The sequence below is a fragment of the Corynebacterium sp. TAE3-ERU16 genome (assembly GCF_019209935.1).
Taxonomy (GTDB): Bacteria; Actinomycetota; Actinomycetes; order Mycobacteriales; family Mycobacteriaceae; genus Corynebacterium; species Corynebacterium antarcticum.
In genome coordinates, this window is sequence record NZ_JAHUTN010000001.1 from 111,279 (window position 1) to 134,161 (window position 22,883).

At 65.4% G+C, this 22,883-nt stretch carries 20 protein-coding genes; 10 read left to right on the forward strand and 10 right to left on the reverse strand.

Features of this window, described 5'->3' with window-relative positions; genetic code table 11:
• Positions 1–650 precede the first annotated feature (650 nt).
• From qcrB to ctaC, 6 genes are all read right to left on the reverse strand, one after another.
• Entirely contained in the window at positions 651–2,282 is a 1,632-nt protein-coding gene (qcrB, locus tag KRX55_RS00475; RefSeq protein ID WP_200256785.1) for a cytochrome bc1 complex cytochrome b subunit, read from the reverse strand.
• Positions 2,279–3,484 carry a cytochrome bc1 complex Rieske iron-sulfur subunit gene (gene qcrA / locus KRX55_RS00480; protein WP_218405920.1) on the reverse strand — a complete coding sequence of 402 codons (1,206 nt, stop codon included), beginning with the start codon at positions 3,482–3,484 and terminating at the stop codon, positions 2,279–2,281. The genes qcrB and qcrA overlap by 4 nt, the downstream gene beginning before the upstream one ends.
• Positions 3,481–4,371 (reverse strand): cytochrome bc1 complex diheme cytochrome c subunit, encoded by an 891-nt coding sequence (gene qcrC, locus KRX55_RS00485; protein ID WP_218405921.1) that lies wholly within the window; start codon positions 4,369–4,371, stop codon positions 3,481–3,483. Before qcrC ends, qcrA begins: the two co-directional genes overlap by 4 nt.
• Positions 4,372–4,463: 92 nt before the next feature.
• The gene (ctaE, locus tag KRX55_RS00490) at positions 4,464–5,078 is read right to left on the reverse strand and encodes an aa3-type cytochrome oxidase subunit III (RefSeq protein WP_198736303.1); all 615 of its coding nucleotides are present in this window, start codon (positions 5,076–5,078) and stop codon (positions 4,464–4,466) included.
• 731 nt (positions 5,079–5,809) lie between these two features.
• On the reverse strand, positions 5,810–6,241 hold the full coding sequence (gene ctaF / locus KRX55_RS00495) for an aa3-type cytochrome oxidase subunit IV (protein ID WP_218405922.1): 432 nt from the start codon (positions 6,239–6,241) through the stop codon (positions 5,810–5,812).
• Positions 6,242–6,256: 15 nt separating this feature from the next.
• Entirely contained in the window at positions 6,257–7,393 is a 1,137-nt protein-coding gene (gene ctaC / locus KRX55_RS00500) for an aa3-type cytochrome oxidase subunit II (RefSeq protein ID WP_218405923.1), read from the reverse strand.
• Between the two features lie 517 nt (positions 7,394–7,910).
• Here ctaC and asnB point away from each other — a divergent pair.
• A complete protein-coding gene (gene asnB / locus KRX55_RS00505; protein ID WP_218405924.1) occupies positions 7,911–9,833 on the forward strand; it encodes an asparagine synthase (glutamine-hydrolyzing) in 1,923 nt (640 codons plus the stop codon).
• 34 nt (positions 9,834–9,867) lie between these two features.
• Here asnB and KRX55_RS00510 read toward each other — a convergent pair whose 3' ends face one another.
• Together KRX55_RS00510 and KRX55_RS00515 are read right to left on the reverse strand one after the other, a co-directional pair.
• Positions 9,868–10,416, reverse strand: a complete 549-nt coding sequence (locus KRX55_RS00510; protein WP_218405925.1) for a hypothetical protein — start codon at positions 10,414–10,416, stop codon at positions 9,868–9,870.
• 206 nt (positions 10,417–10,622) lie between these two features.
• Positions 10,623–10,967 (reverse strand): HesB/IscA family protein, encoded by a 345-nt coding sequence (locus KRX55_RS00515; protein ID WP_198736308.1) that lies wholly within the window; start codon positions 10,965–10,967, stop codon positions 10,623–10,625.
• Between the two features lie 236 nt (positions 10,968–11,203).
• Here KRX55_RS00515 and KRX55_RS00520 point away from each other — a divergent pair, with 236 nt between their 5' ends.
• The 4 genes from KRX55_RS00520 (at position 11,204) to KRX55_RS00535 (ending at position 14,479) form a co-directional block, all read left to right on the forward strand.
• Complete coding sequence (locus KRX55_RS00520) at positions 11,204–11,938, forward strand: DUF3043 domain-containing protein (RefSeq protein ID WP_218405926.1); 735 nt, start codon at positions 11,204–11,206, stop codon at positions 11,936–11,938.
• Between the two features lie 16 nt (positions 11,939–11,954).
• Positions 11,955–12,482 carry a bifunctional adenosylcobinamide kinase/adenosylcobinamide-phosphate guanylyltransferase gene (locus KRX55_RS00525; protein WP_218405927.1) on the forward strand — a complete coding sequence of 176 codons (528 nt, stop codon included), beginning with the start codon at positions 11,955–11,957 and terminating at the stop codon, positions 12,480–12,482.
• A 96-nt stretch (positions 12,483–12,578) separates the two neighbouring features.
• The gene (cobT, locus tag KRX55_RS00530) at positions 12,579–13,622 is read left to right on the forward strand and encodes a nicotinate-nucleotide--dimethylbenzimidazole phosphoribosyltransferase (protein ID WP_218405928.1); all 1,044 of its coding nucleotides are present in this window, start codon (positions 12,579–12,581) and stop codon (positions 13,620–13,622) included.
• Between the two features lie 2 nt (positions 13,623–13,624).
• Positions 13,625–14,479 (forward strand): adenosylcobinamide-GDP ribazoletransferase, encoded by an 855-nt coding sequence (locus KRX55_RS00535; protein ID WP_218405929.1) that lies wholly within the window; start codon positions 13,625–13,627, stop codon positions 14,477–14,479.
• 114 nt (positions 14,480–14,593) lie between these two features.
• On the opposite strand, the gene KRX55_RS00540 is transcribed toward KRX55_RS00535, so the two are convergent.
• Positions 14,594–15,715 (reverse strand): branched-chain amino acid aminotransferase, encoded by a 1,122-nt coding sequence (locus tag KRX55_RS00540; protein ID WP_218405930.1) that lies wholly within the window; start codon positions 15,713–15,715, stop codon positions 14,594–14,596.
• 189 nt (positions 15,716–15,904) lie between these two features.
• On the opposite strand from KRX55_RS00540, the gene KRX55_RS00545 reads away from it, so the two are divergent.
• Positions 15,905–17,398, forward strand: a complete 1,494-nt coding sequence (locus tag KRX55_RS00545) for a leucyl aminopeptidase (protein ID WP_218405931.1) — start codon at positions 15,905–15,907, stop codon at positions 17,396–17,398.
• 109 nt (positions 17,399–17,507) lie between these two features.
• Here KRX55_RS00545 and KRX55_RS00550 read toward each other — a convergent pair whose 3' ends face one another.
• Positions 17,508–17,903 carry an oxidoreductase gene (locus KRX55_RS00550; RefSeq protein WP_218405932.1) on the reverse strand — a complete coding sequence of 132 codons (396 nt, stop codon included), beginning with the start codon at positions 17,901–17,903 and terminating at the stop codon, positions 17,508–17,510.
• Positions 17,904–18,030: 127 nt separating this feature from the next.
• Between KRX55_RS00550 and sucB the strand changes: the two genes are divergently transcribed.
• From sucB to lipA, 4 genes are all read left to right on the forward strand, one after another.
• Positions 18,031–20,049: a 2-oxoglutarate dehydrogenase, E2 component, dihydrolipoamide succinyltransferase gene (gene sucB / locus KRX55_RS00555; RefSeq protein WP_218405933.1), complete on the forward strand. Its 2,019-nt coding sequence runs from the start codon at positions 18,031–18,033 to the stop codon at positions 20,047–20,049.
• A gap of 241 nt (positions 20,050–20,290) precedes the next feature.
• Positions 20,291–20,899 carry a TetR/AcrR family transcriptional regulator gene (locus KRX55_RS00560; protein WP_218405934.1) on the forward strand — a complete coding sequence of 203 codons (609 nt, stop codon included), beginning with the start codon at positions 20,291–20,293 and terminating at the stop codon, positions 20,897–20,899.
• Positions 20,900–20,937: 38 nt separating this feature from the next.
• Positions 20,938–21,717, forward strand: coding sequence for a lipoyl(octanoyl) transferase LipB (gene lipB, locus KRX55_RS00565; protein ID WP_218405935.1), 780 nt, complete (start codon positions 20,938–20,940; stop codon positions 21,715–21,717).
• Positions 21,718–21,761: 44 nt separating this feature from the next.
• Positions 21,762–22,829, forward strand: a complete 1,068-nt coding sequence (gene lipA / locus KRX55_RS00570; protein ID WP_198738328.1) for a lipoyl synthase — start codon at positions 21,762–21,764, stop codon at positions 22,827–22,829.
• Positions 22,830–22,883: the final 54 nt, after the last annotated feature.

Consider the following 22,883-nt stretch of genomic DNA (forward strand, 5'->3'; position numbering starts at 1 on the left):
ACCCAGAAATCATTCTGACCTGCACATTCCCCAGCCCCCGCAAATCTCGGAAGATCGCCCGACCTGCAGGGGCGGGCGAACGGGGATCTGCCACCGACCATAAACGTGTTCCTCGTCACATTTTGCCGAACTAGGCCGAATACTGCAGAAACGGACAGGATCAGAAGCCGGTACCGTATTCTCGTGCGCATCACCCGTCACATGCGTATCCGGTCCCCTTTGGTCTCCCGGCCCCGGGCGACGGCACACGCGGCAACGGCTGCGCGGATCGCCCGGAGAGTGACACCCCGGTACGGGATCGCGCCGGAAAGCCGCCTGCGGTGTGCGGGGATCCCGCATCAACCGGAATCGAGGGCGGGAAGCCTCTGTGCGGGACGCCGGGCCCGGATTCAGGTCCGGGGAACCAATCGTGTCGTCCGGAGACCCCACGACTCTCCGGATCTCTCTTCACGGTCGACCGCCCACCGCACCCCGCGGCCGTTCGAACTGGCCTGCACACCTATATATAGGTGTGCAACCAGCCCCACTGGCATCTCGCCCGACGAGCGGAGGTAGCCGGAGAATCGCCCTTGAATGCGCGGTACCCCGCTTCCCCGACCGTTTTTCGGTCGGCGAAGCGGGGTACGGAGCGCGGGGTCTGAGGACCGCCGTCAGTTGTCGAAACCGCGGGCCCTGTCCTCTGCACGGATCGAATCCTGCAGACGACGGAACATCTCGGTTTCCTCGTGGTGGTTGGCTTCCTCGATCTCCCGGGCCTTCGCCGCGAGCTCCTCGGGATCCGCCTTGAAGAATCCGCCTCGGCCGGGCTGTCCGCCGTAGCCGAGCTCGTTCATCTGCTTCGGGACCTTCGCGCCGGCGTACTCGAGCGGGATCGGGTGACCGTGCTCGTCGACCGGGCCGAGCGGCTGATGGACCTCGACGAATGCACCGTTCGGCATCTGGTTGATGACGCCGGTCTCGATACCGTGCTCCAGAACCTCACGGTCCGAACGCTGGAGGCCGATGCAGAGACGGTAGGTGAGGAAGTAGGCCAGAGGCGGAAGGACGACCAGACCGATTCGACCGATCCACGTCATCGCATTCAACGAGATGTGGAAGTGGAGGGCGAAGAGGTCGTTACCGCCGGACAGCGTCAGGAGGAAGTAGAACACCATGGCCATGACACCGATCGAGGTACGGACCGGAACGTCGCGGGGACGCTGCAGGAGGTTGTGGTGTGCGTCGTCGCCGGTGATCTTCTTCTCGATGAACGGGTAGGTGAACAGCAGTGCCACGAGTATGCCGAGCATGATCGCCACCCAGAAGACCGCGGGGATGGTGTGGTTACCGAAGTAGAGCTCCCAGGCCGGCATGACACGCGCAGCGCCGTCCGTCCACAGCATGTAGATGTCGGGCTGCGAACCGGCGGAAACCTGCGAGGGGTTGTACGGACCGAGGTTCCAGATCGCGTTGATCTGGGTGACACCGGCGAGCAGCGCGAGCAGGCCGAAGGTGATGAGACCGAAGGCGACGGACTTGACCGCGAACACCGGCAGGATCCGGACGCCGACGACATTGTTCTCCGCACGACCCGGTCCGGGGAACTGGGTGTGCTTCTGGAACCAGACCAGTGCGAGGTGCGCGGCGATCAGCGCGAGGAGGATGCCCGGGATGAGCAGAACGTGCGCGATGTAGAAGCGGTCGAGCATCAGATCGGACGGGAAGTCGCCACCGAAGATCAGCCAGTGCATCCAGGTACCGATGACCGGCAGCGAGATCACGATGGCGGACATGATCCGCAGACCCACGCCGGAGAGCAGGTCATCCGGGAGGGAGTATCCGAAGAAGCCCTCGGCCACCGAGAGCAGCAGCAGGATGCAGCCGATGATCCAGTTCGCCTCGCGGGGACGGCGGAACGCACCGGTGAAGAAGATGCGCATCATGTGGACCATGATGGAGACGGCGAACATCAGGGCGGCCCAGTGGTGCAGCTGCCGGATGAACAGCCCGCCCCGGACCTCGAAGGAGATATTCAGCGCGGTCTCGTAGGCGCGGGACATCTCCATGCCGCGGAGCGGCGCGTAGGTGCCGTCGTAGATCACCTTGGTGATCGAGGGATCGAAGAAGAGCGTGAGGTAGATACCCGACATCAGCAGGATCACGAAGCTGTACAGCGCGATCTCACCGAGAAGGAAGGACCAGTGCGTCGGGAAGACCTTGTTGATCTGGGTGCGCATGACACCCGAGATCGTCAGCCTTGAATCGAGGTTGTCGGCTACTTGGGCCATTTTCTTGTTACTCATGAGCGACGCTCCCAGAAGGCCGGACCAACCGGCTCGATGAAGTTGCCAGCCGCGACGAGGTAGCCCTCGTCGTCGACGGTGATCGGCAGCTGAGGCAGTGCGCGGGCGGCGGGGCCGAACACCGGCTTACCGTACTGCAGAGCGTCGAACTGCGACTGGTGGCACGGACAGAGAATGCGGTTGGTCTGCTGCTCGTACAGCGAGGTGGGACAACCGATGTGGGTACAGATCTTGGAGTACGCGTAGTAGTCACCGTAGTGGAAGGCCTCCTGGCCAGCCCGCTGAACGGCGCGGGCCGCGTCCGCGCTACGGAGCCGGATGAGCATGACCGGGTTGCGGGGACCGTGGATCGAGTGCATCTGCTCCTCGTACACGTCCAACTGCGGATCGTAGGAATCACCGTCGTTCACGTAGTGCACGGGCAGCGGGTAGACCGTCTCCATGCCGCCGGCCTGCATGTCCTCGGGGCGCATGCGCACCAGGCGGGTGACACCCTGCGTGGTCATGTGACCGTCGTGCTCTTCGGCGATCGCACCGGTGTCGCGGCCGAGGTAGAGCTTCTCACCGTGATCGAAGAGGGTCCAACCCGAGGTCCACAGGGTTCCATCGCCCTGGATCCCGAGCGGGCCCTTCTTCCACGGGTTCTTGATCATCCCGCCGAGCGGAACGAACATGGCGATACCGGCGAGAACGGCGCTGCCGCCCATGATCCCCATGAGAACCTTCCGGCGGCCGAGTGTCGAGGTCTCCCACGAGTCGTTCAGCAGAGCGACGATCGTCTTACGGTCGACCTCATCGGAGGGACCGTCGTGACGTCGCTGCACCGCGACCTCCTCGGGAATGAAACGTTTGACGAACTCAACCGCCCCGAACCCGAGGGAGAGCACGGAGAGTCCCAGGGTCAGACCGACCAGCGGTGTGTAGAGCGAGTAGGTCCACAGCCCCTCCTGACCGAGGTACTTGTATTCCCACGGCCAGGCGATGTAGATGACGATGCACGCGAGCGCCATGATGCCGCCGAGGGCGAACCAGAAGCCGACCGTGCGCACCGCACGCTTCTCGGCGGGGTCGTTGTCGAGAGGGAACCGTTCCTTGCGGTACGCGACGGTGACGTCGTCGAGTTCGGTACCCAGACGCGCGAGCTCCTCGTTGGACATCGCGTTGAGTTCCTGGGACGTGTACTTTTTGTCGGTATTGCTCATGAGCGCGATCCAATCCACAGAGCGGCGGCGACGAGAACCACGATGCCGAACAGCCACATCAGGAGACCTTCAGCGACCGGTCCGACACCGCCGAGACCGTAACCACCCTGGTCGGGGGTTTCCTTGACGGACTTCAGGAAGGCGATGATGTCCTTCTTCTCGTCCGGAGAGAGCTGCCGGTCCGAGAACTTCGGCATGTTCTGGGGTCCGGTGAGCATGGCCTGGTAGATCTCCTGCTCGTTCGCGGGCGCCAGCGGGGGCGCGAACTTACCGGATGACAGCGCACCGCCCTTGCCGGTGAAGTTGTGGCACGATGCGCAGTTCAGGCGGAAGAGCTCGGAACCCCTGGCGACGTCCGCCGGGTCGATGTTCCCGTCGTAGTGTTCGCCCCGGAGACTCTCGAGGGCGACGGAGCCGTTCGCGTTCCGGACGATCCCGGGGCCACCGCCGTTCGCGTTGACGTACGCCGCGAGGGCGAGGGTCTGCTCCTCGTTGTACCGGGCGGGCTTCCGCTCTGCCTGGGAGTTGTTCGACATCATCGGCATCCGGCCACTGTGAACCTGGAAGTAGACGGCGCCTTCACCGACACCGATCAGTGAGGGACCGCGGTCCTTCACACCCTGGAGGTTGGCTCCGTGGCAGGTGATGCAGGCGGTGTCGTAGATGTCCTTGCCCTCCTGGATCAGGGCCTGTTCATCCTTGGCCGCGGTGGCGGTCTGAACATCGGGTGTCAGAGCGCCGGCCAGGAGGCCGGTACCGGTCAGACCGACGGTCAGTGCGACTGCACCGGCCACGGTGCGCCGGACCTTGCGGCGATTCTTGACCTTCTTGGCCGAGTCCGCTGCCGGAGCAGCGTTCCCGGTGGTCTGTGGGTTGGTTTCCATCATTTTCCTTATTACGTGTGCTCGGAAAGTGAAGGGCTGTAGGCCTGTGCGCGGATACCCGGGGGCGAGTCCGTGATCGCGTCGGCAGCTACGGCCTACTTAATGAAGTAAATGGTGATGAACAGCGCGATCCAGACGACGTCGACGAAGTGCCAGTAGTACGACACCACCATCGCAGCGGTTGCCTGGGCGGGCGTGAACTTGGACTTGCTCACGCGGATGAGAACCACCACGAAGGCGAGGACACCGGCGAGAACGTGGGCCGCGTGGAAGCCGGTCGTGATGTAGAAGACCGAACCGTACACGCTGCTCTGGATGGTCATGCCCTCGTGCACCGCGTGCGTGTACTCGTACATCTGACCACCGAGGAATGTCAGACCCATGAGTGTCGAGATCGTGTACCAGATCCGAAGGCTGAATACGTCACCCCTTTCAGCGGCGAAGACGCCCCACTGCGCGGTGAACGATGACGCCACCAGAATGGTGGTGAACACCAACGCGTACGGGACGTTGAGAAAGCTGGTCCAGTGGTCCCAGCTCTCCCCCTGGCCGTTGGCGCGCGACACGAAGTACATCGCGAACAGGCCAGCGAAGAACATCAATTCCTGCGACAGGAACACAATGGTGCCGACACTGACCATGTTGGGTCGGTTCAGTGCCGCAACACGTTGCGTTGCTGCCATTCCTGGGTTTCCTACTGCGCTCGTCACGTGAACCAGTATGGTCGGTTTTCAGGTTCAAGTCACCTCACGCCCCCCGGCACATTTAGCTCGATACCAAAAGGCGCAGGTGTCACCGGCACCGCCTTAAATTTTCAGAAATTTTCCCGATCCCGTGGAACTTTAGGAACCTTTCATCCGACGCACGGTTTCCGCAGGTAGTGGGGTCGACCCCCCGAAACGGCTCCCCCACGGTGTGCCGATCACAGATATCTCCGGGCACCCCCGACCACGTTCCACCCGATTGTCTCGAGAATCAACTGTGTGCCTTCTCACATTTTGGCGGCCCCCCGAATGCACCGTCTACAACTTTAGTTTGACCCCCGATAACCTGGCTTTTTGAGGCTCAGCACCGGCACGACCGGCCTTGGGGAGCAGCTTCGGCAACGACGGGGGCCACTTCGGTGAGCCGGAGCTGTTTCAGCTGACGCACTCAGTCATCCCCCCCGTACCGGAGCCCCCGTCCCCGCCCGGAAACCGGCTCAGTGTACGCACCACCGGACACCCGCGGTAACGGCGGGAGACGACCGACAAGGCGGCCTCCCGCCGCCGGACCGAGCGAATACGTACCATTCCGATGCTCCACTGTTCTCAGGAAACCCCGATCCGGAGGCCGGAACGGACCGCTGCACCCACCGGTACCCACCCAAAAAGGTGGTGCCCCATCCGAATGACGGATGGAGCACCACCTTCCCCGGAAGGCTGGGGAGGAAACTGCTTCGTCAGTGCTTCTCGCGCGGAATTCCGTACTGGAGATTGAGCAGGGTCGCGAAGAGGATCAGCAGCACGGCGCCGATGGCGATGAGCCAGTAGGCCATGAAGACGATCCCGTAACCGAGCACGGCGATCGCGCAGGTCATCGCGAACGGCCAGATCGATGACGGGCTGAAGAACCCGAGCATTCCGGATCCGTCCTCGACCTCGGCCTCCTCCCAGTCCTGCGGGAGGATGTCCATCCGACGCTCGGTGAAGTGGAAGTAGGCGCCGAGCATCAGCGCGAGACCCGCGGAAAGTGCGAGCCCGGTGGCGCCGGCCCACTCAAGTCCCCGGATGTTTCCGGAGTCGTTGAGGTGCATGGTGGTCACGATGTAGATGATGGCCATGACCGCCATGAATACGGTGATCCCGTAGAAGATCTTGGAGGCATTCCTCATTGTTGGTCAGCTCCCTTACAGTGCGGTCTTGTTGAGGTCGACGGTGTTGCTTCCGGGGCTGACGGAGCGGGTGTCCGTGCGGCCGGGAAGGAACGGGCTGGTGCTGGTGGCGTAGGGAGCCTCACCGATGGCCTTGAGCGCCTCCGAGTTCGGGGCGTCCGGATTGTCCATCCGGTACCTGAGGTACTCGGTGAACCGCTCCGGGGAAACGACCCGGATCTCCAGGTTCATCATCGCGTGGTAGGTACCGCACATCTCGGCACAGCGTCCGACGAAGGCGCCCTCTTTCTCGATCGCCGCCACCTGGAAACGACGCTCGGAGAGGTTGGCCTCCGGATGCGGGAATGCGTCACGCTTGAACAGGAACTCGGGGATCCAGAAGGAGTGCACGACGTCCGCGGAGGCGAGGTCGAACTCGATGGCCGTCTGCGAGGGCAGAACCAGCACCGGGACCTCCTCGGTGGAACCGATCGTCTCGATTTTGTTGAAGTGGAGGTAGCTGAGGTCCGAGGCGGGCTTGCCGTGGATCGGACCGGCCTCGGTGGCGTGGTGCGCCTCCCCTTCGGCACCACGGGTGGTGTCGAATCCCTCATGCTGCTCGGCGGCAGCCTGGCGCTCCCGATCGGTGCCGTCGTACAGGCTTCCCGTCGGCGAGAGCTCCGGTGCGACCTCGCCGTAGCCGAACTTCCAGTTCCACTGGAACGCGGTGACGTCGACGGTGACCTTCGGATCCTTGTCCAGGGCGGTGACCTTGTCCTGGGTCTGGACGGTGAAGAAGAAGATGGTCAGCACGATCAGGATGGGCATGACCGTGAGCACGAGCTCGACGGGGACGTTGTACCCGACCTGCTTCGGGAACTCACCCTTGCCCTGCTTCTCGGCACGCTTCGCGGAGAACACGAAGAGCGAGTAGAGCATCAGACCCCACATCACGGCGCCGATGATCCAGGCCGCGACCCAGATCCAGACCCAGAAGTTCCCCATGGCCGTCGCTTCGGGAGTGATACCCTCCGGCCACCCGAAACGGAGGAGATGACCGATGGTGCCGCCGGGTGCCGCGACATCACAGCCGGTCAGGGCAAGGCTGCCCGCACCGATGGTGCCGGCGAGCATCGCCTTGCGCCTGAAGCCACGCTTGTTTCGCTGTTCCACGTGTGTCTGCCTTCCTGTCCACACTAAAGATGTAAGGACGTTAACGCCCTTCCTAACTTCGCAGACTATCGCATCCGGCCCGGTAATCCACGCCGTTCGCTGTCGCTGCACCTGCGCGATCATCACGCGCCTGATAAAACAGTGAGGATTTTACTGCATGCGCCATGGTCAGACCCAACGCGAACCCCTTCGACTGTTAGACAACTCACACCATGTCCATCTTGTGGCTACCCTCAAATGGGCGAATGGATCGACCGAGCGCCCATCGAGTCACATGACGCTTTGGAGTATCACGTTTCCGTCACCCCCACAGTCGGGCTCCGTCCGATGCCCCCGAAATCACCCCCGTTCCCAACGATCAACGGACACGGGCAGGTTCCCGGCCCCTCACAACGACACAGCCGGGCGACTGCCCGAACCACCGCCGTGACGACCCAAGTACAGTGATCCCAATGAGTCCGGTTCCGGCCGGACCGTCCCAAGTACCCGACCCCGACAGGAAGAAGGACACCCGGCAATGTGCGGTCTACTAGGAATGCTCACGTCCGGCGGTGACGCCGCGTCGTACGTGACAGCTGTCGAGCAGGCCCTGCCCTGCATGCGGCACCGCGGCCCGGACGAGGACGGCACCTGGCACGATGATTCGGCGGTCTTCGGCTTCAACCGGCTCTCGATCATCGACATCGCCCACTCCCACCAGCCCATCTCCTGGGGGCCCGAGGGCGAGGCAGACCGGTACACGATGACCTTCAACGGCGAGATCTACAACTATCTGGAACTCCGCGGAGAGCTCGAGGACGCCGGGTACACCTTCTCCACCTCAGGGGACGGCGAGCCCATCTTGGTCGGATTCCACCACTGGGGGGCCGAAGTGGTGGAGCATCTGCGCGGGATGTTCGCGTTCGCGATCTGGGACACGACCGAACGTCAGCTCTTTCTCGCCAGGGATCCGTTCGGGATCAAGCCGCTCTTCTACGCGACCACGGACCGCGGCACGGTGTTCGCGAGCGAGAAGAAGTGCATTCTCGAGATGGGGCCCGCGATCGGGATGGCCCCGGCCCTGGACGACCGCGCCATCGAGCACTATGTCGACCTGCAGTACGTGCCGGAACCGGAGACACTGCACGCCGGGATCCGGCGGCTCGAATCGGGGTGCACCGCGACCGTTTCCCCCGGTGGTGACGTCATCCAGCGTCGGTACTTCCGCCCCCGGTTCCCGGCCCGCCCCGTCACGAAAGGACGCGAGCAGGATCTGTTCGACCGGATCGCCGCGGCTCTCGAGGACTCCGTCGCCAAGCACATGCGCGCCGACGTGACCGTCGGTTCCTTCCTCTCCGGTGGAATCGACTCGACCGCCATCGCCGCCCTGGCGAAGCGCCACAACCCCGACCTCCTGACCTTCACCACGGGCTTCGAACGCGACGGGTACTCCGAGGTCGACGTCGCGGCGGAATCCGCCGAGGCGATCGGTGCGGAGCACATAGTGAAGATCGTCTCCCCGGAGGAGTACGTCGACGCCGTACCGAAGATCATGTGGTACCTCGACGACCCGGTCGCGGATCCGTCGCTGGTCCCCCTCTACTTCGTCGCCGCCGAAGCCAGAAAACACGTCAAGGTGGTCCTCTCCGGCGAAGGCGCGGACGAGTTGTTCGGCGGCTACACCATCTACAAGGAACCGCTGTCGCTGGCACCGTTCAACCTGATCCCGGATCCGCTCAAGAAGGCCCTGGCGATGTTCTCCCGCTCACTTCCCGAGGGAATGAAGGGGAAGTCCCTCCTCGAACGCGGAACAACGCCCATGGAGCAGCGCTACTACGGCAACGCGCGTTCCTTCAACTGGGAACAACTGCAGCGCGTACTTCCCGATGCCCGGCGCGACTGGGATCACACCGACGTGACCGCGCCCATCTATGCCGAATCCGTGGACATGGACCCGGTCGCGCGGATGCAGCACCTCGATCTCTTCACCTGGATGCGCGGTGACATCCTCGTCAAGGCGGACAAGATCACCATGGCCAATTCGCTGGAACTCCGCGTCCCGTTCCTCGACCGGGAGGTGTTCGCCGTCGCCGAGACGATCCCGTACGACCTGAAGATCGCCGAGGGCACCACGAAATACGCCCTGCGCAAAGCCCTCGAGCAGATCGTTCCCCCGCACGTCCTGCACCGGAGGAAGCTCGGTTTTCCCGTCCCGATGCGGCACTGGCTCGCCGGAGAGGAACTCCACGACTGGGCGCTGGCGACGATCAACGAATCGGGCACGGAGCACATCTTCAACATCCCCGCGATCCGCGAGATGCTCGCGGAACACCGCAAGGGCGCATCCGACCACTCGCGCCGCCTGTGGACGGTACTGGCCTTCATGATCTGGCACGGGATCTTCGTCGAGGACCGCATCCATCCGGACATCGAGGACAGGGACTACCCCGTGGAGATCTGACGCCACGGGGCGCCACCACCCCACCGGTACCGTGCTAGTACAGCCACCAGCTGGTCCGGGGGGTGTACGGCACGAACCTGCGCAGCAGGAGACTGATCGTCGCGGTCACCGTGAGACCCGCGGGGACCATGGCGACGGTCATCACCGTCGACATCTCCGTGGCGTCATTGAGCCGGACCGCGGCATAGCCGAGCAACAGCACGGTGAACAGTGCTCCCACGGCGATCTCGTACCACGCACTGCGCACCGTCGGCAGGTGCACGGACGCGAAAAACCGCCAGAGACCGAGGATGAGGTTCCAGAACAGGGCGCACAGCAGCGTTCCGGCGAGCCAGAGTGTCGGCATGATAATTTCCTCCCGGGGGGACACCATCGGGACGATCACCACCACGAGAGCGAGGAACCCCTCGACCCGGGCCAAGTGTGGCCGCCGCCGGGGAGCGGTCGGGGTGACCCCGTCCGCGGACAGGCCCGCAACCGCGAGAGCATCGATCCGCTTCTGTTCTTCGAGTCCATCGAGCCGCTTCCGGAGAGCCGTCATCTTCCGGTTGACCAACTCGAGCAGACGATCCAGTGCGGACATGGCGGTGGAATCCTTCCCGGGAGAGGCGACCCGTACGTGCGGTTCACCAGTGGGCTGCACGCCTGCAGAGCCTAGCGGATCACCCGGGAAATCCACCCCCTCAGCAACCTGCCCACACAGATGAGACGGCCGCTGAACCCCGCCGGTTCAACGGCCGTTCCTCCGTAAGATGCCGCGGCGCTGACGCACCGGGGCGACCTTCGGTCTCAGTTGAAGGAGTCCCCGCAGGCACAGGAACCGGACGCATTCGGATTGTCGATGGTGAATCCCTGGGACTCGATGGTGTCGGCGAAGTCGATCCGTGCACCGTTGAGGTACGGGACACTCATCTTGTCGACGACGAGACGGACACCACCGATGACGTCGACTTTGTCTCCGTCGAGGTCACGGTCGTCGAAGTAGAGCTGGTAGCGCAGTCCGGCGCAGCCACCTGGCTGCACGGCGATGCGCAGGGACAGGTCGTCGCGACCCTCCTGATCGAGCAGTGCCTTGGCCTTGGCTGCCGCAGCGTCAGTGAGGATCACACCGGTGCTTGTCTCGGGTGCGGTCATATCGGTGTCTCTCCTTGATAAGTGGCACCCTGTGACGGGTGACGTAGAACTCGTGTGCACCACCGTACTACTGCGCCGGGGAGTGGTGCACCCGGCGGGTGCCGTCCGCATCACACGACCGGGATTTTCGGTATCGGCACCGCCCTCACGGATTCCGGTTTCCGGGGACACCGACTGCAACGCGCGGGCGTATCCCGGTATTCCCGGTCGACAGGGGCCCCTGTACCCTTGAGTCCGTGAAACTACCCTGGCAGAAATCCTCGAGCACCGACGCCGCCGACGACACGACGCGCTCCGGTCCCACCGGGGCCGGAGCCGCCGACGGGCACGACGCATCCCCGTCCGCTTCCCGGGACGCCTCCCTCCCGAAGGGGTATACCCCGCCCAAGGGACGACCGACGCCGAAGCGCCGGGAGGTCGAACGCGAGAAGGGGATCATCCGGGAACCCGCGGACACCCCGCAGACCTTCCGCCAGATGAGGGAGCGGAAGAAGGCGCTGAAGGCGTCAATGTCGAAAGAGGAGTACAAGGCGTACAAGAAGCGCGAACGCGACGAGCGCGCCGCGCGCAGACACGAGGCGCAGAAGCGGATCGACGCCGGTGACGAACGCTACCTGCAGGACCGGGACAAGGGCGAGGAACGGCGTTTCGCCCGGGACTGGATCGACAGCCGTCGGTTCTTCAACTCCCTGTTCATGCCCGTGGCCCTCATCCTCCTGGTGGTGATGTTCACCTCCCAGTACTATCCCGTGGTCGCCAACGTCCTGACCCTGATCGCGATGGCCGTCATCCTGATGTTCTTCATCGAGGGTGTCCTCATCGGCCGTCGGGTGAACCGGGCCACGCGGGAGCGTTTCCCGGGCAGCACCGCCCCCGGGTTCTCGCTCGGCTTCTACGCGTACTCCCGGTCCACACAGCCCCGGAAGCTGCGCACCCCGAAGCCCCGCGTCAACGTCGGCGACGACATCTAGAGACGGCGTCGCACCCGTGCGCACACTCGTTCTCGGCGGGGCCAGATCAGGGAAGTCGACCCACGCCGAGGGGCTGGTCCCCGCCGACGCCACCGCAGTCACCTACGTCGCGACCGCACGTCCGTGGCCCGGCGACGACGACTTCTCGGAACGGATCCGGGAGCACACCAGCAGGCGCCCCGATCACTGGAACACCGTCGACACCGTCGACGCGGTCGAGGTTCTCGCGGATCCTCCGCCGGGCTGGATCATCGTCGACGACCTCGGGACGTGGTTGACGCACACCATCGACACCGCGCAGGCCTGGGACGGCCCCCGGGGTACCGTCGGTCCCCGGTGCCGGGAGCTGGTCACCGCGGTCGCGCAGTTCCCCGGGAGCTCCGACCTCATCCTCGTCTCCCCTGAAGTGGGCATGGGTGTGATTCCGGAGCATCGCTCGGCACGCCTGTTCCGCGACGAGATCGGGAAACTCAACGGGGACCTCGCCCAGGTCTGCGATGAAACGGTCCTGGTCGTCGCCGGCCTCCCGCTACGCTTGGGATAGCTACCGGCCACCCGACCCGCCGGGAACCCGGGCATCCCAGCCACACTCCCCCACCGGGCCCCACCCGGTCGACACCACCACCAAGGAGAAGGCCTCATGACTGAAACCGATCTGTTCCCGCCCGTGACACCTCCGGACGCCGACGTGCACCGGGCCGCGTTCGACCACCAGCTGACCCTCACCAAGCCCGCAGGTTCCCTCGGCCGCCTCGAGGAGATCGGCGCATGGCTCTCCGCGTGTCAGGGCTGCTGCCCGCCGAACAGGATCACGGACCCGTCCGTCGTCGTCTTCGCCGGCGATCACGGAGTCGCGGCTCACGGCGTCTCCGCGTTCCCCGCGGAGGTGTCACTGCAGATGGCCCACAACATCGGTGAGGTCGGGGGTGCCGGGGTGAACGTCCTGGCCCGGGCTGCGGGAGCACGGGTGCAGGTCGCCGACATCTCCCTCGATCATGACGTCACCGGCCCGGACCGGGTACGCCGCGGCTGCGGAGCGATCAACATCGAGGACGCGATGACACAGGAGGAGACACTCCGCGCGATCGAGGTGGGCAAACGACTCGCCGATCGGGAGGTAGATTCCGGCGCGGACCTTCTCATCGCGGGCGATCTCGGCATCGGCAACACCACTCCGTCAGCCGTCCTGATCGGACTGGCCACCGGAACGGAACCCGTCATCGTCGTCGGTCGGGGCAGCGGCATCGACGACGAGGGCTGGAAGCGGAAGACCGCAGTCGTACGGGACGCGATGTTCCGGGCCCGGGACCTCAAGCACGATCCGGTGGAGGTCCTGCGTACCGTGTCCTCCCCGGACATGACCGCGATGGCGGCGTTTCTCGCACAGGCCGCCGTACGCCGTACACCGGTGCTGCTGGACGGGGTCGTCGTGACCGCCGCCGCCCTGTGGGCCGACCGCCTCGCGCCCGGGGCCGCGGCGTGGTGGATGGCCGGCCACCGCAGCGTCGAGCCGGCGCACAGCATCGCGCTCGCGCACCTCGGCAAGCAACCGATCGTCGAACTCGGCATGCGCCTCGGCGAGGGGTCGGGGGCCGCCGCAGCCCTGCCGCTGGTCCGGGTCGCCGTGGACATCATGCGGGACATGACGACGTTCGAGTCCGCCGGCGTCTCCGGGGCGCACTGACGTTGTCCGGTAAAGCCGTCGAGACGACCGGGGAACACGGTCCGGCGTTCCGCGAGGGTCTGTCCACCGCACTGAGCTGGCTGACCGTCCTCCCGGTCACAGGGGCGACCGTGTTCGACCGCACCACCGGTCGTCGCGCCATGGCGGCGATCCCGGTTCCAGGCCTGTTCCTGGGGGCCGTAGCAGCCGCCATCGCATCGGTGGCCGTGTTCCTGGGCTTCAGCCCGCTACTCACGGCCGTGCTCTGCGTAGTCTCCTGGGAGTTGCTGACGCGGATGATGCACATCGACGGCCTCGCGGATGTCGGCGACGCCCTGGGCTCCTACGCCGCACCGGAGAGGGCCAGGGAGATCATCGCGGACCGCTACACGGGTGCGCTCGGGATGGGCGCCGTCCTCCTCACTTTGGGGATCCAGGTCGCCACGCTCTCAGATCTCCTCGCGTCGCCGTCCACGACCGTCGGAATCCTGGTCGTCGGGGTGGCGCCGGCGCTGGCCAGGATGTCGGCGATGATCGGGTGCAGCCGGCTGTTCCGCCCGTTCTCGACGGGTGGCTTCGGCACGATGATCATCGGGACGGTTCCACTTCGCTGGGTCGGCTTCTGGTGGCTGGCGATCACCGCCGCCACCGGCGGTACCGCAGCGCTTCTCCTGTCCGGTTCCATCGCGGTGTCCGTCACGGTCGGCGTAGCCGCCGGTGGGGCCGGTGGTGTGGGATTCGCGCTGCTGATCGCCCGGCACCTCGACCGCAGACTCGGAGGGCTCAATGGAGACTGCATGGGCGCACTGATCGAGATGGCGACGGCGGTGTGTGCACTGACGGCGCTGATCACCGTCCGGTCCGTACCGGCCCTGTGACGCCCGGACGTTGCGGCTTCCGGTGGCACCGTTCGCAAAACAGAGGGGCGCACACCGTTCCCCGTGCGGAGGAACGGTGTGCGCCCGGAACCCTGTCGCCCGAACGCCGCGCCTCTAGTCGACGAGGGTGTGCAGCCAGCCGTGGGTGTCCTCGATCTCACCCTTCTGAATCCCGGTGAGGATCCCGCGGAGTTTCATCGTGATGTCACCGGAACCGCCGTCGGCGATGTCGAAGTCCCCGTGCCGGCTCTTGACGTGCCCGACCGGGGTGATCACGGCGGCGGTGCCGCAGGCGAAGACCTCCTTGAGCTTGCCGGAGGCCGCATCTTCGCGCCACTGATCCGTGGAGATCCGGAACTCCTCGGTCCGGAAACCCTGGTCCTCGGCGACCTGCAGCAGGGACCGGCGGGTGACACCGGGGAGCAGCGACCCGGAGAGCGCCGGGGTCGCGACGGTCACCTCACCGGGCGCGGTGTCGGGGTCGCCGTCACCGTAGACGAAGAAGAGGTTCATGCCCCCCATCTCCTCCACGTAGGAGTGTTCGATGGCATCGAGCCAGACGACCTGGTCGCAGCCCTTCTCCGCGGCCTGCGCCTGGGCCTTCAGAGAGGCTGCGTAGTTGCCGGCGAACTTCGCCGCGCCGGTGCCACCGGGGCAGGCGCGGACGAAGTCCTCGCAGAGCCACACGGAGACGGGATTGACGCCGCCGCTGAAGTACGCGCCGGCGGGCGAGGCGATGACCGCATAGGTGTAGCTGGTCGAGGGATGCACGCCGAGGGTGCTCTCGGTCGCGATCATGAACGGGCGGAGATAGAGGGCCTCCTCGCTCCCGGCGGCGGGAACCCAGTCACGGTCGATGTCGACCAGCTGGCGGATGGACTCGATGAACACGTCGACGGGAAGCTCCGGCATGGCCATCCGGGCGGCGGACTGCTGCATGCGCTCGCCATTGGCGTCGGGGCGGAAGGTACGGATCGATCCGTCCGCGTGCCGGTAGGCCTTGAGCCCCTCGAAGATCGCCTGACCGTAGTGCAGCACCGAGGTCGAGGGATCGAGGGTCAGGGGGCCGTAGGGCCGGACCCGGGCGTCATGCCAGCCCTTGTCCGCGGTCCACTCGATGGTGACCATGTGGTCGGTGAAGTAGCGGCCGAATCCGGGATCCGCGAGGATCTCGGCACGTCGTTCGGCACTGGTCGGGGTATCGGTCGGGGTCACTTCGAATGTCAGGGAACTCATGGCCCCAAGGTTACACCTCCGTTATCCGGGGTCCTGCGGTGTTCCGCCCCGTTCCTGCGCCTTCCCCGCCGGGCACCCCGGTCCCGGTCGGGCTAGGCTTGTCCCCGAGCCCTAGCGGCACCGGAAACCTGTGTTCCGGTGCATCCGGGCGTTCAGGTACTACCGAGTTATCTCTGGAGGAACATCACTGTGAGTGCCACTTTCACGCTTCCCGCCAGGGGCAGCACCCCTGTCCTCAGCCTCGCGAAGAAGATCTCCGACGGCACCGACGCACTGCTCGTCGCCGTCTTCGAGGGCGAGGAGGGACTTGAGCTCGCGGCCACCGGCCTGTTCGACGATGAGGTCGAGATCGCCGTGTGGCAGCAGCTCGCCGCCGTCGGCGCCACCGGCGCGAAGGAGGAGATCACCAGGGTCCCGGGACTCAAGGCCACGGGTGTCGGCACCGTCGTTGCCGTCGGTCTCGGCGATCCGGACGACCTGAGCGACGATCGCCTCCGCCGGGCCGCGGGTGTCGCCGCCCGAAGCCTCCGGGGATTCAACCGCGTGGCGACGACCATCGGTGTCTTCGGTCTGCGTGCCGCGGTCGAGGGGACAGCTCTCGGCGCCTACGACTACCGGGGGTTGAAGACCGATGAGGTGCCCGAGCGAAAGCGGACCGTCGGCGAGGTGGTGTTCCTCGGTGGCGACAAGAAGGAGTTCGTCGCCGCACAGATCACCGCTGAAGCGGTCATCCTCGCCCGCGACCTCGTCAATACCCCCTCCTCGCACCTCTATCCGGAGTCCTACGCGGAGATCGCCGCGAAGGAGGCCAGGGAGCACGGCGTCAAGGTCGAGATCCTCGATGACAAACGTCTGCTGAAGGACGGATACGGCGGCATCATGGCGGTCGGCCAGGGCTCGAGCCGGAAGCCGCGTCTGCTGCGGCTGACCTGGTCCACCCGGAAAGCCTCGAAGTCTGTGGCACTGGTGGGCAAGGGAATCACCTTCGACACCGGTGGTATCTCCATCAAGCCGTCCTCGAACATGGACCACATGATCTCCGACATGGGCGGATCAGCGGCGGTCATCGCCTCCGTGATCGCCGCCGCCCGCCTGAATCTGCGGGTGAATGTGACTGCCACCGTCCCACTGGCGGAGAACATGCCCGGTGGCGGTTCCTACCGCCCCGGCGACGTGATCACCCACTACGGTGGCACTACCTCCGAAATCCTCAACACGGATGCGGAGGGCCGTCTCATTCTCGCGGATGCCATCGCCCGCGCCTGCGAGGATGACCCGGATTACCTCATCGAGACCGCGACCCTCACCGGCGCACAGCTGGTCGCTCTCGGTGCCCGCACCGCCGGGGTCATGGGCTCCCCGGAGTTCCGGGACCGGGTCGCCTCGCACGGTCGCGCGGTGGGCGAGGACGCCTGGGCGATGCCGATCCCGGAGGATGTGGCCGAAGGCATGGAATCCACCGTGGCCGATCTCCGGAACGTCAACCCCTCCCGGAACGGCGGGATGCTCGGCGCCGCGCACTACCTCAGCACCTTCGTCACCGAGGGCGTGGAGTGGGCGCACATCGATGTCGCCGGTCCGGCGTTCAACACCGACGGGATCTGGGGTTGCACACCGAAGCGTGCGACGGGTGTTCCCGTCCGGACGATCATCGATGCGCTCAGCGGTATCGCGGGCGAATAGTCCGCTGCCCCGGAACGGGAGCACTGACCGGCAGAACTTCAGGGGCCCGACCACGGCGTGGTCGGGCCCCTGAAGTCGGCGCGTGGAGCGGTCGCGCGGTCCGTCAGACTCAGGTGTGCGGGTTCTCCCCCCGTTCGAACCTTGCTCTGCGCTCCTGCTGCTCGCGTCGTTTCCGCAGCAGCCGCTCACGTTCGATTCGCTCACGCATCCGTTGGGGATAGCCCGTCTCCTCGACGTCGTAGATCGGGATGCCCAGCCGTTTCGCGACCACGTCGATGCCGTTGGGACCGCCGATGCTCCGGCGGATGAAGTCTCCGTCCCCGTCCACGAGGACCACCGACATCTCGTTCACCACGGTCTCGGGCTCCACGAACCCCTCGATCAGGGTTCTTCCGCCGACCCATTTCAGGAGGTCCGCGAGATCATCCTCCCGGATCGTGTCCCCGGGGGCCCTCGGAGGCTTCAGCCCCGGTTTTGACTTGCTGCGACCGAATATGTTGAACACAATCAACGATTGTAGGGGGAAAAACCGATTCTCTGCGGCCCGGAGGCCACACCTGACGGGTCGAACCGGTACTCTCAAGTTACTAAGAGCTTTACCCGACACGACGTTTTTTGAGGAGTCTGACACAATGGCGTTCTCTGTAGAGATGCCCGAGCTTGGTGAATCCGTCACCGAGGGCACAATCACCCGCTGGCTCAAAGAAGTCGGTAACACGGTCGAAACCGATGAGCCGTTGTTGGAGGTCTCCACAGACAAGGTCGACACCGAGATCCCGGCCCCGGCCTCCGGCGTCCTGACCAAGATCCTGGCGGAAGAGGATGACACCGTGGATGTTGGCGCGGTGATCGCCGAGATCGGCGATTCCGCAGACGACGCGGATGATTCCGACTCCGAGTCCTCCGATGAGTCCGGGAAGGATGCGGAGAAGAACTCCACCTCCGGCTCGGGTAAGAGCGGCGGTTCCGGCGAGTCCACCGATGTGGAGATGCCCGAACTCGGCGAGTCCGTCACCGAAGGCACCATCACCCGTTGGCTGAAGTCCGTCGGCGACACCGTCGAGGTCGACGAGGCACTCCTCGAGGTCTCCACCGACAAGGTCGACACCGAGGTCCCCTCCCCCGTCGCGGGCACCATCATCGAGATCCTCGCCGAAGAAGACGACACCGTCGACGTCGGTGAGGTCATCGTCCGCATCGGCGACGGCTCCGCCGCATCCGGTGATTCGGATGATCAGGATGAGTCCGGTTCGGATGACGAGGTTCCCTCCGAGGAGGAGATCGAGGCATCCGAGTCCAAGGATGAGGACGACACCGTCGAGGAGGCCGCGGACAACGACTCCGGTTCCGGCGAGTCCACCGATGTGGAGATGCCCGAACTCGGCGAGTCCGTCACCGAAGGCACCATCACCCGTTGGCTGAAGTCCGTCGGCGACACCGTCGAGGTCGACGAGGCACTCCTCGAGGTCTCCACCGACAAGGTCGACACCGAGGTCCCCTCCCCCGTCGCGGGCACCATCATCGAGATCCTCGCCGAAGAAGACGACACCGTCGACGTCGGTGAGGTCATCGTCCGCATCGGCGACGGCTCCGCCGAGCCGTCCGCCAAGAAGGACGAGCCGAAGCAGGAGAAGGCCGCGGAGAAGAAGCCGGAGCCCAAGCAGGAGAAGGCCGCGGAGAAGAAGCCGGAGCCCAAGCAGGAGAAGAAGTCCTCCGGCAACGAGTCCGTTCCCTACGTGACCCCGCTGGTGCGGAAGCTCGCGGACAAGCACGGCGTGGATCTCAACTCCGTCGAGGGCACCGGTGTCGGTGGCCGTATCCGCAAGCAGGATGTTCTGGCTGCCGCGGAAGGCGGGTCCGGTGATTCCGGTGCTCCCCGGGAGAAGGCTTCCCGGGTCTCGACCAAGTCCGTCGATCCGGAGAAGGCGAAGCTGCGTGGCACCACCCAGCGCGTCAACCGGATCCGCGAGATCACCGCGAAGAAGACCCTCGAGTCCCTGCACTCGGCGGCCCAGCTGACGCAGGTGCACGAGGTGGACATGTCCCGTGTCGCAGAGCTGCGCAAGGCGAACAAGGCCGCGTTCCAGTCGGCGCACGGCATCAACCTCACCTACCTCCCGTTCTTCGCGAAGGCGATGGTCGAGGCACTGGTCTCGCACCCGAACGTCAACGCGAGCTACAACGCCGAGACCAAGGAGATGACCTACCACGGGGACGTGAACCTCGGTATCGCCGTGGATACGCCGCGCGGGCTGCTCTCCCCGGTCATCCACAAGGCCCAGGACATGTCGCTGCCCGAGCTGGCCAAGGCGATCGTGGACCTGGCCGAGCGCGCCCGGGACAACAAGCTCAAGCCGAGCGACCTCACCGGTGGCACGTTCACGATCACGAACATCGGCTCCGAGGGCGCACTGACGGATACCCCGATCCTCGTTCCGCCGCAGGCCGCGATGGTCGGAACCGGTGCGATCGTCAAGCGCCCGGTCGTCGTCACGGATGAGGGGGTTGACGCGATCGCCGTCCGGCAGATGGTGTTCCTCCCGATGACGTACGACCACCAGGTCATTGACGGCGCGGACGCCGGTCGCTTCATGACGACGGTCCGGGACCGCCTGGAGACCGGCAACTTCATGGAGGATCTGGAGCTCTAGTCCGACCCATCCTCACCGCCCCACAGTGCGCTTCAGCACCGTGGGGCGGTGGCCATTCACGACCCCGTCACACCCCCATTTTAGGCTAGTCTCAGCGTCGTCCCAGCCGGACAAAAGGTACGGTCACAGACTTTCCCGTCACTTTCAACACCCGAATCTCTCCGGCAAAATCCCGACAAAACTATCGGACAGGGCTTCTATTCTGCATCCCGAATACCTCAACGGTGATACATTTAGCTCCGTGAATATCCTCGCCCCCACGCTCCCCTCCCGCACCGCTCGAGCCGAGCAGATCATCGCGACCGCCCGAGAGATGACGGAATCCGAGGGGTGGGAATCCCTGACCATGCGGGGTCTGGCGGAGCGAATCGGGATCAAGGCACCGTCACTCTACAAGCACACCGCGAACAAGGACGAGCTCCGGGCGATGCTCACGATTGACGCCGTCGAGATCATCGGCAACGTCCTCTGGGCGACGCGCGACGACGACGGGCAGTTTCACCTGTCAGACCTCATGGCCGCGTTCCGGCGGGTGGCGACCGAACAACCCGAGCTCTACCGCCTGGTGGCAACCGGAACCACCCATTGCCTGACCCTCCGTTCGGACCCCTGGCGCCAGCTCCTCGCGGACATGCAGAAATGGGCGGGCACCCCGGTCACCTCGATCGCGGACACGGAACTCGTCGCAATCACACTCTGGTCCTCCGCACACGGTATCGCCAGCATGGAGACGGACGGCCGCTACCCGGATTCCACAGTCGCCGACACCATCTGGGAGACTCTGGTGGCCGCCTTCGGGCCGTACTGCTCCCGACAGCGCACGACGGCGGCAACACCTCCCCGCCCCTGACCCGGGCACCCCGGCGCAGTTGTACTGTTGAATCCACTATGACCGCACCACGCCCCCCATTCACCCCGGCCGATGCACCGATCCGAGATTGCGGAGTCCCGCTCCTCACCAGGGAGCTCGGGGAGGTGGAGTACCTGCGGATGTGGCACGAGCAGGCCGAGATCGCCGCGGCGCGGGCCGCCGGTGACGTCCCCGACCAACTGTTGATGCTGACCCATCCGTCGATCTACACGGCGGGAAAGCGGACCCAACCATCGGACCGCCCGACGAACGGGATCCCCTGCGTCGACGTGGACCGAGGTGGACGGATCACGTGGCACGGCCCGGGACAGCTCATCTGCTACCCGATCATCAAACTCGCCGAACCGATCGATGTCGTCGACTACGTCCGCCGCGTCGAGGAGGCGTTGATCCAGGTCATCCGGCAGGCCGGACTGGCGGAGGCGGGGCGGATCGACGGCCGGTCGGGGGTCTGGCTACCCGCGACCGGCCATCTCCCGGACCGGAAGGTGGCCGCGTTGGGTGTCCGCGTGACACGCGGGGTGACGATGCACGGGCTCGCCCTCAACTGCTGCAACACGCTCGAGTACTACGAGCACATCGTCCCCTGCGGCATATCCGATGCGGGCGTCACCACACTCACAGCGGAGCTCGGGAGAGAGGTGACCCCGGAGGAGATGATCTCCCCGCTGGCTGGGGCACTGGACGACGCCTTTTCCGGCCGACTCACCGTCGCGGACCATTCGCTGGGGAGCGCTCCGGACCCCTGCGCCCCGGCGTGTAGCCCGAATGCGACATCCGGACCATCGGAGCGCTGACGGGACTTTTCACCGTGTCCACTCCCCCGGGTAGGGTGGGGGCCGTGACTGTCGCACCAGAAGGACGAAAGCTGCTCAGGGTCGAGGCCCGCAACGCGCAGACCCCGATCGAGACCAAACCCCGGTGGATCCGCACCACCGCGAAAACCGGTCCCGAATTCAAGGACATGAAGAAGCGGGTCGCGGGTGCCTCCCTCCACACCGTGTGCCAGGAGGCAGGTTGCCCGAACCTGCACGAGTGCTGGGAATCCCGCGAGGCCACGTTCCTCATCGGTGGTTCGCAGTGTTCCCGCAGGTGTGACTTCTGCCAGATCTCGTCCGGCAAACCCGACCCCCTCGACAAAGACGAGCCGCGGCGCGTCGCGGAGTCCATCCGGGAGATGAAACTCAACTACGCGACCATCACCGGTGTCACCCGTGACGATCTCGCCGATGAGGGCGCCTGGCTGTACGCGGAGGTCGTGCGCAAGATCCATGAGCTCAACCCGAACACCGGTGTCGAGAACCTCACCCCGGACTTCTCCGGCAAACCGGATCTGCTCCAGGAGGTCTTCGAGGCCCGGCCAGAGGTGTTCGCCCACAACGTGGAGACGGTCCCCAGGATCTTCAAGCGCATCCGCCCCGCGTTCCGTTACGACCGTTCCCTGGACGTCATCCGGCAGGCCCGCGACTTCGGCCTGGTGACCAAGTCGAACCTGATCCTCGGGATGGGGGAAACCTACGAGGAGATCACGCAGGCGATGCACGACCTGCACGACGCGGGCTGCGACATCCTCACCATCACCCAGTACCTCCGCCCCGGACCGATGTACCACCCGATCGCCCGATGGGTGAAGCCGGAGGAATTCCTGGAGCACGCGGAGGCCGCCAAGGAGATGGGCTTCACCGGGGTCATGTCCGGCCCCCTCGTCCGGTCCTCGTACCGGGCCGGACGGCTGTACGCCCAGACCATCGAGGCCCGGGGTGAGGAACTGCCGGAGAATCTCGCGCATCTCAAGGAGACGACGGAGGGCACCACCGCGCAGGAGGCGTCCAGTCTCCTCGGCAAGTACGGTGCCTCGCAGGACACCCCCGTACAGAGCTTCGCCCCCTTCCAGCGCACCGGCTGCTGAACGCAGGCCCCGACGGGCCACGGGGCCGGTGGTCGGGTTTCGGCCGGCATCGCC

Bases quoted from the DNA above. Each gene is read 5' to 3' on its own strand.
- cobT (WP_218405928.1), top strand. From the start codon at position 12,579: ATGACTGAAACCGATCTGTTCCCGCCCGTGACACCTCCGGACGCCGAC.
- qcrC (WP_218405921.1), bottom strand. From the start codon at position 4,371: ATGATGGAAACCAACCCACAGACCACCGGGAACGCTGCTCCGGCAGCG.
- KRX55_RS00540 (WP_218405930.1), bottom strand. From the start codon at position 15,715: ATGAGTTCCCTGACATTCGAAGTGACCCCGACCGATACCCCGACCAGT.
- KRX55_RS00515 (WP_198736308.1), bottom strand. From the start codon at position 10,967: ATGACCGCACCCGAGACAAGCACCGGTGTGATCCTCACTGACGCTGCG.
- KRX55_RS00510 (WP_218405925.1), bottom strand. From the start codon at position 10,416: ATGTCCGCACTGGATCGTCTGCTCGAGTTGGTCAACCGGAAGATGACG.
- qcrB (WP_200256785.1), bottom strand. From the start codon at position 2,282: ATGAGTAACAAGAAAATGGCCCAAGTAGCCGACAACCTCGATTCAAGG.
- sucB (WP_218405933.1), top strand. From the start codon at position 18,031: ATGGCGTTCTCTGTAGAGATGCCCGAGCTTGGTGAATCCGTCACCGAG.
- lipB (WP_218405935.1), top strand. From the start codon at position 20,938: ATGACCGCACCACGCCCCCCATTCACCCCGGCCGATGCACCGATCCGA.
- ctaF (WP_218405922.1), bottom strand. From the start codon at position 6,241: ATGAGGAATGCCTCCAAGATCTTCTACGGGATCACCGTATTCATGGCG.
- asnB (WP_218405924.1), top strand. From the start codon at position 7,911: ATGTGCGGTCTACTAGGAATGCTCACGTCCGGCGGTGACGCCGCGTCG.
- qcrA (WP_218405920.1), bottom strand. From the start codon at position 3,484: ATGAGCAATACCGACAAAAAGTACACGTCCCAGGAACTCAACGCGATG.